The organism is Nocardia sp. NBC_01503, from assembly GCF_036327755.1.
Lineage (GTDB): Bacteria > Actinomycetota > Actinomycetes > Mycobacteriales > Mycobacteriaceae > Nocardia.
The window spans coordinates 5,623,044-5,635,543 of the sequence record NZ_CP109596.1; the positions used below are offsets into that span (position 1 = coordinate 5,623,044).

The following is a 12,500-nucleotide window of genomic DNA, read 5'->3' on the forward strand; positions in this document are numbered from 1 at the left end:
GAGGCAGAGATGACCGCAACCGCAACCGATAAGAGCAAGAGCGATTCGTCCGCCGACAACGGCAAGCCCGCGTCCGCGGCGAAGAGCGAATTGCAGAGTGAGCAGGGCACCACCAGCATCGCCGATATCGTGGTGCAGAAGGTCGCGGGCCTGGCCGCGCGCAATGTGCGCGGTGTGCACGATCTCGGTGGCGGTGCGGCACGCGCGTTCGGCGCCATCCGCGATCGCATTCCCGGGGCCTCCGCCAGTGTGGGACAGGGTGTTTCGGTCGAGGTGGGGGAGACCCAGGCCGCGGTCGATCTGGAGATCGTCGTCGAATACGGCGTCGCCATCGCCGAATTGGCGCGGCAGATCCGGCGCAGTGTGATCGCCGCGATCGAGCAGATGACCGCGCTCGAGGTCGTCGAGGTCAATATCAATATCAATGACGTCTACATCCCCGAGGACGACGACGCTCCCGCCGCCGCCACCCGCGTCCAGTAAGACCCCCTCGCAGAGGAGTCGCAGATGAACGCCACATCGATTTGCCTGGCCGTCGGTCTCGCGCTCGGATTCGCCGCCGCCTTCGGCGGTTTGGGCGCCTTCGCCATCGTGCTGGTCTTCGCCGGGCTGGGACTGGTGGCCGGGCGCTGGCTCGACGGTGAGATCGACCTGTCCGGATTGCTGCGATCGGCCCGGGACCGGGGCCGACGATGACCGCCGCCGTCGTGCTCGAACCCGCGGGTCGGACGACGGTGAGTGAGCGCGCCGTGCAGCGTATCGCCGCGCGGGCCGCCCGGGAGGTCGACGGGGTGGAGTCCGGGGTCGGCGTGGATGCCCGGGTGACGGGCGATTCGGCGGTGCTGGTGGTGCGGTTGCCGATTCGGTATCCGCTGCCGGTGGCCCGGATCGCGGAGCAGTGCCGCGGCCATCTGATGCGCCGCATGAATGAGCTGACCGGGGTGACGGTGACCGGGCTGGATATCGAGATCTCGGCAATGGTCGTCGAATCATCTTCGGCGACAGGTGATTCCGGTGCGCGGAGAGTGTTGTGATCCGCCGCCCGCGCCGCGTTGTCCCGGCGGTACTGCTCGCGCTGACGGTACTCGCCCTCTGTGTCGTGGCGGTGATCTCGCTGACCGGAAGGCTTGTCGGCCGTTCGGAGTTGGTCTCGTACGACGCGCTGGCGGGTCGCCTGCACGGTGCGCACTGGAGTGACGGGATTGTGCTCGGGGCGGGCATGGCGATCGCCGCCGCCGGACTGGTGCTGCTGCTGATCGCGGTACTGCCCGGCCGCCCGGTCGTGGTGGCCCTGGACGAACTGGGAGACAGCCCGGCGGGTATCGCGCGCCGCAGTCTGCGCGCCGATCTGCGCCGCGCCGCGGTATCGGTGCACGGTGTCGAGTCTCCCCGGGTCCGGCTGGGTGACAAGAAGATTCGAGTCTCCGCACGTACCGGTCGCGCCGAGACCGCCGGACTGGACACCGCGATGCGCGAGGCCGTCACCGGCGCACTGGACCGAATCGCACCGGCACGGCGCGCGACGGTGCGCACCCGACTGCGATCGCATCGGCGAGGGGAGAGCTAGATGAACGAGCTCAATCGGCCCGCGCGGCTGAACCGGGCGGTGCTGGCCTTCGCGGGTCTGCTGCTACTGGCTACCGGTGGCTATGTGATCGCCGCGAACCGAGATCGACTCGGCTGGATCGACTCCGGGGCCCCGCTCGTGCCCGGAACCGGTGCCCCGCCGAGTTGGGCGCTGGTGGTCATCGTGGCCGGAGCCGTCGTCGTGGGCCTGCTGTGCCTGCGCTGGCTGCTCACCCAGGTCTTCCGGCTGCCCCGCGCCGTCGAATGGGAGCTCGCCACCGACGGTTCGGCGGGCGCCACCCTGCTGCCCTCTTCCATTGCCGCGCAAGCGGTTTCCGCCGATATCGAGCGCTACACCCAGGTCCGCTCGGCCTCGGCGGTGCTGACCGGCCCCGCCCGCTCCCCGGACCTGCACCTCATCATCACCGCCGAGCCGGGCTCCGACCTCACCGCCCTGCGCCGGCGCATCCTCGCCGAGGCGGTACCCCGCCTGCGTGCGGCCCTGGAGGTCGAGGTCGTCCCACTTTCCATGGAGTTGCGTTTCGCCGAATGAAATCCGGTTGCCGAGGGTTTCCGGCGGCGGTCGCCGGGGCATACACCTGATCGGGATGTGGGGATGAAGCATCTCGGTTAGGGTCGAGGCGGTTTGGCGCGTATGCGGTGGACCAAGTGTGGAAGGTGATGGATTTCGTGTCTTATGTGCTCTACGACTTTCTGGTCCCGTACCTGGGCGAGTCCGCGGCTCAGTACTGGGCGACCATGCTGGTGATCAATCCGCTGAATACCACCAATCCCTGAGTTCAATCTCGGCGGATGGATTCGGTGCTGCGGCTGTCTCCTGTTGCGGCGCGATAGCCGTACGCTGTGATCCGGCTTACAGGTGTAAACCACGAGCAGTCCAGTCGTGTCCGACTGGCTATGAAGTGGCCTGATCGCTGGGCCTAGAATCATGGTGTTCGATCCCGAGCGATTCTATTTGCCCAGATGATCAGGAGTTTGCCGTGACCACGTCCGACACCACCCCCTCCATCGGCACCGCCCGCGTCAAGCGCGGCATGGCCGAGATGCTGAAGGGCGGTGTGATCATGGACGTCGTCAATGCCGAGCAGGCCAAGATCGCCGAAGATGCCGGTGCCGTCGCCGTCATGGCCCTCGAGCGCGTGCCCGCCGATATCCGCGCCCAGGGCGGCGTCTCCCGCATGTCGGATCCGGACATGATCGACGGCATCATCTCCGCCGTCTCCATCCCGGTCATGGCCAAGGCTCGTATCGGTCACTTCGTCGAGGCGCAGATCCTCCAGTCGCTCGGTGTCGACTACATCGACGAGTCCGAGGTGCTGACCCCCGCTGATTACGCCAACCACATCGACAAGTGGAACTTCACCGTTCCCTTCGTCTGTGGCGCCACCAACCTGGGTGAGGCGCTGCGTCGTATCACCGAGGGCGCGGCCATGATCCGCTCCAAGGGTGAGGCCGGCACCGGTGACGTCTCCAACGCCACCACCCATATGCGCACCATCCGCGGTGAGATCCGTCGCCTGACCTCGCTCTCAGCGGATGAGCTCTTCGTCGCCGCCAAGGAGCTGCAGGCCCCGTACGAGCTGGTTCGTGAGGTCGCCGAGACCGGCAAGCTCCCGGTCGTCATGTTCACCGCCGGTGGTATCGCCACCCCCGCCGACGCCGCCATGATGATGCAGCTCGGCGCCGAGGGCGTCTTCGTCGGCTCGGGCATCTTCAAGTCCGGCAACCCGGCCCAGCGTGCCGCCGCCATCGTCAAGGCCACCACCTTCCACGATGACCCGGATGTGCTCGCCAAGGTCTCTCGCGGTCTGGGTGAGGCCATGGTCGGTATCAATGTCGAGGAGATCCCGCAGCCGCACCGTCTCGCCGAGCGCGGCTGGTAATCGGCTCCGCGAATCGAATTCGCACCGCCGGGTGGTCCTTTCGGGACCGCCCGGCGGTTTTTTCGCTTCGCCTCCGGTTCGGAGCGCGAAAGCTCCCGCGACGCGGCGGCATTGGAACCGCCTACGAAATACTTTCCGTGGAAAGGGAATTCGTCGTCTTCGACAGCGACGAATCCGTGGACGCCGGCTGGGTCGACGAGAAAGGGGGAGTGGTCGTGACCGCCCCGCCTCGGGAGGAGTTCAGGCACGGCCCGTGGCAGCCCACCCAGGTGGTCCCCGCCGAACCGCCGACCGAGGACGTCCGCGCGGCCAAAGGTCTGCCGCATACCTGTCCCCGGTGCCGGGCGAAGGCGTCGTGCGGTATCCGGTCTGTGATCCGTCCGTAGCCGAGTTCTCCTACGGAATGCGGTTGAGCGAACCACATTTCGCCGATCCGGAGCGCGGCGCCGCCTCGTCCTGCCCCGACCTCCACCTCCCTCGCCTATCTGAAGAACTGGGCCAACCGTCTCGCGATCTTCCGAACGGGACTGTGCGGCAGCGCTATCGGGCGGGTTGCTGGGGCGGGCTGCGCGTCAAGGAGCGCATACGTGCTGCCGGAAGGTGTTGTGCGCTGGGTCACATACCGGTTTGCCTGCGGAATCGTGCTCCAGCAAACCTTGGCTACTTTTTCGGATTGTGCTGCGGCAAATTTACTACCTGGTGTTTTCTGGCTACTGTTCGCCACAGTCGCCCATACGTCCGTCGACGCGCAGTCTCTGGCTAGGAGCCCGCATGCTGGAAATCGACCAGTTCACCTATGGTTGGTTGACCCCCACGCTCGCGTATCTCATGTCCGTCATCGGCTCATTGCTGGCATTGCGCTGCATGGTCCGAGCTCGTGCCCAGAACGGGCATCGCGGCTGGATCATCACCGGTGCGATCGCGTTGGGCGGCACCGGAATCTGGGTTATGCATTTCATCGCCATGCTCGGCTTCTCGGTGTCCAATGCCACTATCCGCTACGACGTTCCGGTGACCGTGTTGAGCGCCCTGATCGCCATGGGCGTTGTCTGGCTTGGTCTTTCGATCGTGGTGCATCGGCACGGTGGTGAATGGTTCGCCCTGATCACCGGTGGCGCGATCACCGGCTTGGGTGTGGCCGCCATGCACTACGCCGGTATGTACGCCATGAAAACCGATGTCTCCGTGCAGTACGACCCGTGGGTGGTGCTGCTCTCGCTGGTGATCGCGATTGTCGCCGCCACCGCCGCCCTCTGGTTCGCCCTGCATGTCCACGGTCTGGCCGCCACCATCGGCGCGGCCGTGATCATGGGAATCGCGGTGTCCGGCATGCACTACACCGGCATGTTCGCCATGCACGCCCACGTGGCCGAGCATATGCACGCCCCCTCGGGCGCACAGGCCAACCAACTCCTGACCCCGCTCATTATCGCGGTCAGCATGGTCACCATGATCATGCTCTTCCAGGTCGGCATCACCGAGATAGACGAACCCGACCTGAGTCGAATCCGTGGCCAATACGCCAGCCGCTTCTGGCCCAGCAACCACACCGAACTCCCGCCCCTGCCCAAGTTCCGCGCCGACGATTTCCCGACCGAGAAGTTCGATCCGCACCGTGTAGACCCACGTCATCGGCGCTGATCTCAGTGAGTCGGGGATCAGCGTGCCCAGGGGGCGATGACCGGCGGTTGGCCGGGGATCAGCCCTTGGCCGCCGACCGGTAGCACCACCACGGCCTCGAATGGTTCCTCGCTCGGATTGGCCATGGCGAATTGCTGGTGGGCGGGGACGATGAGCGCGTCTCCCGCTGTGACGGTGAAGGTTTCGCCGTCCATGGTGACATTCATCGAACCGGAGAGCGCGATGAAGATCTCCTCTCGATCGAGGGCGTGCGGCGGGGCGTCCACCCCGGGCTTGATGGTGAGCCGCCACGCGGAGTTCTCCGCGGAGCCCCGGCTGGGCGCGGCCAAGCCGACGAAGCTCGCGTGATCGTTCTCGAAGCGGGGTGCGGTCTCGGCGGGGATGTGCGGCATGACTCTCTCCTGTGAAATCTGTGGTGTGCGTGGACTATTGGGCCCAGGGCGGGCTGACCCGGTCACCGCCGGGAGCCTGCGCGTAGGCCCCGACCGGCAGGATCGCGACGGCTTCGAAGGGTTCGTCACCGGGCACCCAGACGTGGAAGACCGTGTCGGCCGGAATCACCAGGGCGTCGCCCGCCCGGAAGTCGAAGGTCTCACCCGCGAGGGTGGCGCGGGCCTGTCCGGAGAGTGCGATGAAGATCTCCTCCCGCGAAACCGCGTGTGCGTGACCGGGATTGCCCGCATGCAGGGTGAACCGCCACACGCTGTTCTCGGTCGAGCCCCGGCTCGGTGCGGCCAGGCCGACCGCGGTCATGAGGGGGCCTTCGAAGACCGGGGCGTCGGCGGCTTTGACGAGTGGCATGCTGTGTCTCCTAGTATTCAACCAAGGTGTTCAACTATGGTGCTCAACTAGAGTTGAACATATTGGCGGGAAGGGAGTCAAGGATGGATTTCGGTGTCCTGCTCGGGCAGTCGTATCAGGCGTTCGTCCGGCAACTGCACGCGCATCTGGCCGAGCGCGGCCATCGCGTGCTCGGCGCGTCCTACGGCTATGTACTGCGCACGCTGGCCGAGAACGCGCTCACCGCAAGTCAATTGGGGGAGCGGCTGGGAATCACCGCGCAGGGTGCGGCCAAAGTCGTCGACGAAATGGTGCGGCACGGGTATGTGGAGCGCCGCGCCGATCCCGGCGATAAGCGCGCCAAACTGCTGCACCTGTCCGATCGAGGCCGGGACATGCTCGAGACGGTGCGCACCTTCCACGCCGAGTACGAGCGTGAGCTGATCGCCCGCGTCGGCGCGGATCAGGTCGCCACGGTGCGGGCCGTGCTGAGCGAGATCATCAGCGCGGATTCCGGTGCGGAGCAGACCTTTCGGCCGCTGTGAAGGCGGGCGCAGCAGGTTCGTGACGACCGACACGACCATGCGATGTCACAGCCTGCGGACGGGCGGCATCTTGTGCCCGACACTGTCGACAGTGAACAGGGAGGGCGACTCGACACCGTGATCGGCCTGCGCATCGACGACGGTCGGCTCATCGGCCGCTACGCGGTCCGCAATGCCGAGAAGCTCTCGTATATGGAGCGCGAGACCAGGCTGAGCCGCTGAAGCTCAGCCGGCCTGCTGGCGGCGCACGGCCGCGACATATTCGGCGACAGCATCGCGATTGCGTTGCAGGCAGCCGATGCGCGCGGTCATCCGATCGCGCTCCTGTTCGAGCGTGGCGAGCATCTCGGGCGTCGGATTGTCGAAGTGGATCGCGCGCGGCCCGTTCAGACAGGGCAGGATCTGTTTGATGATCCGGGTGGGCAGCCCCGCGGCCAGCAGACCGCGGATCTGCAGTACCCGGTCGACATACGCCTCGTCGTAATCCCGATACCCGTTGGCGCAGCGGCTGGCGACGATCAGCCCCTGCTCCTCGTAGTAGCGCAGCAGGCGCGGAGAGGTCTCCGTGCGCCGCGACAGCTCCCCGATTCGCATACCGATCAATCTAATTCACGACGGGCCGACCCTCACATGCTTGTGAGGGTTACTCGGCTTTCTGCCGCATGTTCTCGGCGACCTCGGCCTCCCAGGCTTCATTGGCTCTGCTGGTGTCGACCTCGAATTCGAAGCGCCGCACCATCTTAGGATCGATATCGGCGACATCCACATAGAACTGGTCGTACCAGCGGCGCAGCTGGTAAACCGGCCCGTCCTCCTCGGTCAAGAGCGGATTGTCGATCTTGGACTTATGCTTCCAGATCTCCACATCCTGCAGGAAGCCCTCACCGATACCCTCGGTCATTCTGTGTGCCAGCCGATTCGCGGTCTTGTCGTCGACACCGTCGGGCTTGCGCATGGTCATGCCCCACAGCAGCATGAACGAATCCTGCGTGACCGGATAGTGGCAGTTGATGAAGACGCTCTCGACCTCGAACCCGCTGTAGATATTGGTCAGCGGATTGATCATGTACGACGGACCATGGTACGCGGCAACGGATTTCAGCAGCGCGTCACCGCCGTACTTGGTGGCCATCCCGATATCCGGGCGCGCCCTGGACTCCAGGAACTGGGTGGCGATATGCCCCTCCAGCACATTCTTGAAGTACGTCGGATAGGCGTAGTGAATGTAGAAGAAGTGCGCCATATCCACGACATTGTCGATGATCTCGCGGCAGTTGGCCCCCTCGATGAGCATCGAGTTCCAGGTCCACTCGGTCCAGCCGCCGTCGAGCGTCTCGGTGCCCTTGCCGTCGGCATCGGTGTACGGGCCTTCGATATAGGGGATGGTCACCTCGTCCGGCGGCGGGTTCCCCTCGTGGTCATGCCAGACGAAGAGTTGTCCGTTGCGCTCCAATGTGATCCAGGCCCGCGTCCGCGCCAGCGGCGGGACCCGCTTGGCGTAGGGGATCCCGGTGCACTTGCCGTCGCCGCCCCACCGCCAGTCGTGGAACGGGCAGGCGATCGAATCACCCTTGATCTCACCCATGCTCAGATCGCCGCCGAGGTGGCGGCAGTACGAGTCCAGGACTCGCAATTCTCCTGAGCTGTCGGCGAATACGACCAGCTTGGTCCCGAAGACGGAGACCGGGTGCGGCTTGCCGTCGCGGAACGACCGGGCCAATCCGAGGCAGTGCCATCCGCGTGCGTACCTCGTGGGCGCGGAACCCACATCGATCTCGCGGATCTTCGTACTCCGGGTCCGGGGTGTGGCTGTCATGATGTTCCTCCCTGAATGGTGTACTAGAACACGTTACAAAATGTGGGCGGGCATGGCGAGTGGAAACCGCGATTTAAAGCAGTAATAGTCCAAAATTTGCAATGAGAACACGTTCTAGATCGCCGAGGGGTTCGTGCGCCACGAACCGCACCGCGCGACCGGCTCGGACGGAGCGGAATCCGTCGAATGACGTGCTCGGCCGGGGAGTCGTCCCACGGCGTCGCGGAGCGACATGTCGGTGGCTGTCGGTACCTTTCGTCCATGTCGCTTGAATTCTTCAACGGTCTCTCCGGGCACTTGGATATCGGGCTCACCGAGCCGACCGAGGACGCTCTCGAGGGTCTATCGAATCAGCGGGCGACCTCCACCGCCGAAGTGGTGGAACTCCGTCTCGTGGTTCAGGTTTGGCAGGCGGAGGAGTTTCGGGAGCTGACCGCTGATGAACTTCGCGAGCCCGCGCTGATGGAAGCGGAGGTAACTCTGCGGGGTGAGGGGGATGCTGTGACGCATCGCGCTCCCAACGGAGAGTGGTTCAGCGTTGGTGAATTGCTCGCCGCGGTGGCGGAGACCGAGCGGGTGACGCGGCATCGGACGAGCTGGTTCGGCGGGATCGATGTGCATCACGTGTTCTTCGAGGGCATTGAACTCGGTGCGGACGGGGTCTGGGATATCAACTGGGGGTCGTGAGCAGTTCGGATCCCGGCGGGGCGTATTCCGTAGCCTGGACGGGTGGGAGAGATGGACTTGGCTTGTGGGTCCGGGGCGGGCTGGGATTTCGCCGGTGTGGCCGATGCGGCACTCGGCGGGGCGATGATCGGGTATCGGGACCTGTGCGGGTCGGGGCTTGGGCTTCAGGTGGCCGGAACGGCGGCGATCACCGTGCTGATCGGGTTCGGGGATCGTGAGGTGATCGTCGATGATGCGGTGGGGCGGCGGACCTCGGGCGGATTCGTTGTCGGATTGCCGGTGGAGGCCATGTGCGTGCGCAGCGAGCGGGCCGAGTGCGTCGAGGTCCGGCTCTCGCCGCTGCGGGCGTATTCGCTTTTGGGCATCGCCCCTACCGATTTGGGCCGGGGCGCTGTCGGTCTCGAGGAGCTCTGGGGGTCGCGGGTGCAGCGGCTGCGTGCGCGACTCGCGGAGAGCCGGAGCTGGGATGACCGGTTCGCATTGACGAAATCGTTTCTGACGCAGGGGGAGCGGCCGATGCGCGCGCCTGATCCGGAAGTGCTGTCGGGCTGGAATCGAATACTGCGCTCGCATGGCCAGGTGCGAATCGGCGAGCTCGCCGAGGACGTCGGGTGGAGTCATAAGCGGTTGGGCGCGCGGTTCGAATCGCAGATCGGGCTGGCACCCAAACGCGCGGCGATGCTGGTTCGATTCCGGTACGCGGTCGACGGATTGCTGGCGGGACGGCCCGCCGCCGACGTGGCGATCGAGAGCGGATACACCGATCAGGCTCATCTGTGCCGGGATGTCTCGATATTCGCGGACCGCACGCCGCGTGCGCTGTCGGCCGCCTATCAGCCCGCCATCTCCCGGTATCGCTATCGGGCATGGGGGAAATTCTTCCAATACCGGGCGGAACCCGCCGTTCGATAGTGGTCGCATGACAACCACTCTTGATCCCGAAAAACTACAGACCGCCCTGGCGAACGTCCATGCCGCGGGTATGCCCGGACTCTTCGCCGAGGTGCGCGATAACGACCAAACCTGGTGCGGTGCGGCCGGAGTCGCCGATCTGGCCACCGGCCGCCCGGTCACCGCCGATATGCGGCACCGGGTCGGCAGCATTACCAAGACCTTCACCGCCGCCGCGGTACTGCGGCAGGTCGACAACGGCGAAATAGACCTCGACACGCCTATCGGTCACTACCTGCCGCGACTGGTTCCGGGCGAGCGGGGCGCGGCGATCACGGTCCGAATGTTGATCAACCACACCAGCGGACTCGCCGAATATCTCCCGTACGCCTACCCCTCCCTCGCGGCCTTCCCCGATCTGGCGAAGACGACGCCCCAGAGCCTGGATGACAACCGGTTCACCACATTCCATCCGACCGAACTGATCGAGCTGGGCGTCTCCGCGCCCGCCTCCGGTTCCCCGGGCGGCAGACCCGGCGTCTACTCGAATACCAATTACCTGCTGCTGTGCCAACTTCTGGAGCTGATCACCGGCGCCGCCGCGGAGAAATGCATCACCCGCGATGTCATCGAGCCCGCCGGACTGCGTGATACCGAGCTCCCGGAGGGGTCGCACATCACCGGACCGCACTCGCTGCACTACGAGGCATGGCTCGGCATGATCGACCCGCCGCGCGATTTCAGCGTCTTCGACATGTCGTTCGTCGGACCGTCGGCGTCGCTGATCTCAACTGTCGCGGACCTGAACCGCTTCTTCGGCCTGCTCCTGTCGGGTGAGATCATCAGCCGCTCATCCCTCGAGCAGATGCGGCGCACCGGCCCGGTCATCTCCTTCGAGGGCAAGACCATCGACTACGGCCTCGGCCTGCACAAGATGATCATCCCGGGATCCGGAATCCATTGGGGCCATGACGGTTCCGTCTGGGGCGGCGGCGCGATCTCGCTGACCAGCGCCGACGGCGCCAGGCAGATGTCCGTCGCGGTGAACCTGCAACGCTGGAATCGACTCGGCGCTGGAGGCCGTCCACAACCCCACCCCATCGATGCAGCACTGCAGGGCTTCATCCAGCTCGCGCTGTCGCGATGAATCCACGCTAGGAGGCCGACTGCTGTCGCGGGTAGGTCGGCCAGTTCGACAGTGTGGCATGCAGTGCGTCGACGATATGCGGCCAGGATTCCCCGGGGGAGCGAGAGTGGGCGAAACCGCCCGCGGCCTCGAGGGTGGCGAATCCGTGGAATGTGCTGCGTAGCAGGCGAGCCGCGTCCAGCCCCTCGGATTCGCCCAAGCCGTAGCCGCGCAGGATGGCCGTGGTCAACTCGATACTGCGCACCAGCGCGGGTTCGGCCGCCACCTCGGCGGGATCCATCCGAATCTGGGTCGCCGCATAGCGTTCGGGGTATTCGAGTACGTAGGCCCGGTACGCGTTGGCGAACGCCACCAGCGCGTCCTTGCCCGACCTGCCGACCACGGCCGCGGCGATGCGTTCGTTCAACTCGACGCTGGCCAGCAGTGCCACTCGCACCCGCAGATCATGCAGATTGCGCACGTGCACATACAGACTCGGGTCCTTCACGCCGAATCGTCGGGCGAGCGCGGAGAGGGTGAGCTTCTCGAACCCGATCTCATCGGCGAGCTCCGCGGCAGCGGTGACAACTCGCTCGGTGGTCAATCCGGCTCTCGGTGACATGCCGACCTCCGTCCTATGGCCGATAAGGCGGAACCTAAGACCAATAGGAACAAGTTAGCAAATCCGGCCCGGTCCTCGGGCTGATGCCGGAGACCGTGATTGTCATTTCGCCCGAGCCCGATCAATACCGGGGTCGCAGGGCGCGCAGATAGCGGCGGCGGTACCGGCGCTGCGCGAGAATCAGCACCGGGAACAGCAGTCGCCAGCCGGTGGAGCGCGCGGGACGAGTGAGCGAGCGCAGGGTGAGCCAGACGGTGCCGTCGGGGGAGCGGTGGACTACGAACGCCTCCTCACCCGAGACGGGGTGACCGGGGAGCGTGCCATAGGCGAACCCACAGCGGATGAGGGTCCGCACCGTCGCGACCACACGCACGGGTTCGCGAATTGTGAGGGGGCCGAAGGCCGCTGTGATCCGGTAGTCCTCGCCCTCGGTAGCGCGAATGACGGAGCCGGTCACGGGCTCCACGTGGAATCCACTACGGCGCTTGACTTCCCACTCCATCACCGCGGAACAGGCCGCCCGCCAATCGGCTTCGCCATGCCCGATGGTGGCGGTGCGCTCATAGCGGCGGTAGCCGGGGAAGGTCGCGGACCATACGGAGTCGGCGGGCCGCGTCCCGCCGACCGGGCCGTAGTTGAGGCCCTCCGCATCGCCTGCCGGATCGGTCTCGGGCATTGCACTCCTGTCGATAGGCCACCGAGAACCAGGCTATCGGGGTCAGGAGTAGTCGCGGAAAGTCATGACGAAGCCCACTACGGCGATGACGAACAGCGCTATCCAGGCGGCGACCTGCACGGCCGGCCAGGGGAGATCGCGCACCCACAATCCGCTGATCATGACGGTGAGCAACATCAGCACGCCATAGAAGGGCGTGCGCTGGGGATGCTGTCCCAACTTCATAGTGCCTGCATACGCCTGTTC

General features: G+C 65.6%; 19 protein-coding genes. 12 read left to right on the forward strand and 7 right to left on the reverse strand.

Translation table 11 applies throughout. The features are described 5' to 3' along the window. Positions 1 to 9: 9 nt before the first annotated feature. From OHB26_RS25400 to OHB26_RS25430, 7 genes are all read left to right on the forward strand, one after another. On the forward strand, positions 10 to 483 hold the full coding sequence (locus tag OHB26_RS25400; protein ID WP_330179759.1) for an Asp23/Gls24 family envelope stress response protein: 474 nt from the start codon (positions 10 to 12) through the stop codon (positions 481 to 483). 24 nt (positions 484 to 507) lie between these two features. After that, the gene (locus OHB26_RS25405; protein WP_330179760.1) at positions 508 to 696 is read left to right on the forward strand and encodes a hypothetical protein; all 189 of its coding nucleotides are present in this window, start codon (positions 508 to 510) and stop codon (positions 694 to 696) included. After that, the gene (locus tag OHB26_RS25410; RefSeq protein ID WP_330179761.1) at positions 693 to 1,034 is read left to right on the forward strand and encodes an Asp23/Gls24 family envelope stress response protein; all 342 of its coding nucleotides are present in this window, start codon (positions 693 to 695) and stop codon (positions 1,032 to 1,034) included. The genes OHB26_RS25405 and OHB26_RS25410 overlap by 4 nt, the downstream gene beginning before the upstream one ends. Beyond that, the gene (locus OHB26_RS25415; protein WP_330179762.1) at positions 1,031 to 1,567 is read left to right on the forward strand and encodes a DUF6286 domain-containing protein; all 537 of its coding nucleotides are present in this window, start codon (positions 1,031 to 1,033) and stop codon (positions 1,565 to 1,567) included. Before OHB26_RS25410 ends, OHB26_RS25415 begins: the two co-directional genes overlap by 4 nt. Beyond that, entirely contained in the window at positions 1,568 to 2,119 is a 552-nt protein-coding gene (locus tag OHB26_RS25420; RefSeq protein WP_330179763.1) for an alkaline shock response membrane anchor protein AmaP, read from the forward strand. 448 nt (positions 2,120 to 2,567) lie between these two features. Then, a complete protein-coding gene (pdxS, locus tag OHB26_RS25425; protein WP_330179764.1) occupies positions 2,568 to 3,470 on the forward strand; it encodes a pyridoxal 5'-phosphate synthase lyase subunit PdxS in 903 nt (300 codons plus the stop codon). Between the two features lie 771 nt (positions 3,471 to 4,241). After that, positions 4,242 to 5,111, forward strand: coding sequence for an MHYT domain-containing protein (locus OHB26_RS25430; RefSeq protein WP_330179765.1), 870 nt, complete (start codon positions 4,242 to 4,244; stop codon positions 5,109 to 5,111). Positions 5,112 to 5,128: 17 nt separating this feature from the next. On the opposite strand, the gene OHB26_RS25435 is transcribed toward OHB26_RS25430, so the two are convergent. Together OHB26_RS25435 and OHB26_RS25440 are read right to left on the reverse strand one after the other, a co-directional pair. Beyond that, positions 5,129 to 5,503 carry a cupin domain-containing protein gene (locus tag OHB26_RS25435; RefSeq protein ID WP_330179766.1) on the reverse strand — a complete coding sequence of 125 codons (375 nt, stop codon included), beginning with the start codon at positions 5,501 to 5,503 and terminating at the stop codon, positions 5,129 to 5,131. A 34-nt stretch (positions 5,504 to 5,537) separates the two neighbouring features. After that, positions 5,538 to 5,912 carry a cupin domain-containing protein gene (locus tag OHB26_RS25440; RefSeq protein ID WP_330179767.1) on the reverse strand — a complete coding sequence of 125 codons (375 nt, stop codon included), beginning with the start codon at positions 5,910 to 5,912 and terminating at the stop codon, positions 5,538 to 5,540. A gap of 83 nt (positions 5,913 to 5,995) precedes the next feature. Between OHB26_RS25440 and OHB26_RS25445 the strand changes: the two genes are divergently transcribed. Both OHB26_RS25445 and OHB26_RS25450 read left to right on the forward strand, forming a co-directional pair. Beyond that, positions 5,996 to 6,436, forward strand: a complete 441-nt coding sequence (locus OHB26_RS25445) for a MarR family winged helix-turn-helix transcriptional regulator (RefSeq protein WP_330179768.1) — start codon at positions 5,996 to 5,998, stop codon at positions 6,434 to 6,436. A gap of 72 nt (positions 6,437 to 6,508) precedes the next feature. After that, positions 6,509 to 6,658 (forward strand): hypothetical protein, encoded by a 150-nt coding sequence (locus tag OHB26_RS25450; protein WP_330179769.1) that lies wholly within the window; start codon positions 6,509 to 6,511, stop codon positions 6,656 to 6,658. A gap of 3 nt (positions 6,659 to 6,661) precedes the next feature. On the opposite strand, the gene OHB26_RS25455 is transcribed toward OHB26_RS25450, so the two are convergent. Both OHB26_RS25455 and OHB26_RS25460 read right to left on the reverse strand, forming a co-directional pair. Then, on the reverse strand, positions 6,662 to 7,030 hold the full coding sequence (locus OHB26_RS25455) for a MerR family transcriptional regulator (protein ID WP_330179770.1): 369 nt from the start codon (positions 7,028 to 7,030) through the stop codon (positions 6,662 to 6,664). A gap of 49 nt (positions 7,031 to 7,079) precedes the next feature. Further along, positions 7,080 to 8,252: a Rieske 2Fe-2S domain-containing protein gene (locus OHB26_RS25460; protein ID WP_330179771.1), complete on the reverse strand. Its 1,173-nt coding sequence runs from the start codon at positions 8,250 to 8,252 to the stop codon at positions 7,080 to 7,082. Positions 8,253 to 8,513: 261 nt separating this feature from the next. On the opposite strand from OHB26_RS25460, the gene OHB26_RS25465 reads away from it, so the two are divergent. From OHB26_RS25465 to OHB26_RS25475, 3 genes are read left to right on the forward strand one after another with little or no spacing between them, the layout of a single operon-like run. Beyond that, complete coding sequence (locus OHB26_RS25465; protein WP_330179772.1) at positions 8,514 to 8,939, forward strand: hypothetical protein; 426 nt, start codon at positions 8,514 to 8,516, stop codon at positions 8,937 to 8,939. 51 nt (positions 8,940 to 8,990) lie between these two features. Then, complete coding sequence (locus OHB26_RS25470) at positions 8,991 to 9,851, forward strand: helix-turn-helix domain-containing protein (RefSeq protein WP_330185783.1); 861 nt, start codon at positions 8,991 to 8,993, stop codon at positions 9,849 to 9,851. 7 nt (positions 9,852 to 9,858) lie between these two features. Then, positions 9,859 to 10,977 carry a serine hydrolase domain-containing protein gene (locus OHB26_RS25475; RefSeq protein ID WP_330179773.1) on the forward strand — a complete coding sequence of 373 codons (1,119 nt, stop codon included), beginning with the start codon at positions 9,859 to 9,861 and terminating at the stop codon, positions 10,975 to 10,977. A gap of 7 nt (positions 10,978 to 10,984) precedes the next feature. Here OHB26_RS25475 and OHB26_RS25480 read toward each other — a convergent pair whose 3' ends face one another. The 3 genes from OHB26_RS25480 to OHB26_RS25490 form a co-directional block, all read right to left on the reverse strand. Continuing rightward, positions 10,985 to 11,578, reverse strand: coding sequence for a TetR/AcrR family transcriptional regulator (locus OHB26_RS25480; protein ID WP_330179774.1), 594 nt, complete (start codon positions 11,576 to 11,578; stop codon positions 10,985 to 10,987). Positions 11,579 to 11,699: 121 nt separating this feature from the next. Next, positions 11,700 to 12,254: a DUF1990 family protein gene (locus OHB26_RS25485; RefSeq protein WP_330179775.1), complete on the reverse strand. Its 555-nt coding sequence runs from the start codon at positions 12,252 to 12,254 to the stop codon at positions 11,700 to 11,702. 42 nt (positions 12,255 to 12,296) lie between these two features. Continuing rightward, positions 12,297 to 12,479, reverse strand: coding sequence for a hypothetical protein (locus tag OHB26_RS25490; protein WP_330179776.1), 183 nt, complete (start codon positions 12,477 to 12,479; stop codon positions 12,297 to 12,299). Positions 12,480 to 12,500: the final 21 nt, after the last annotated feature.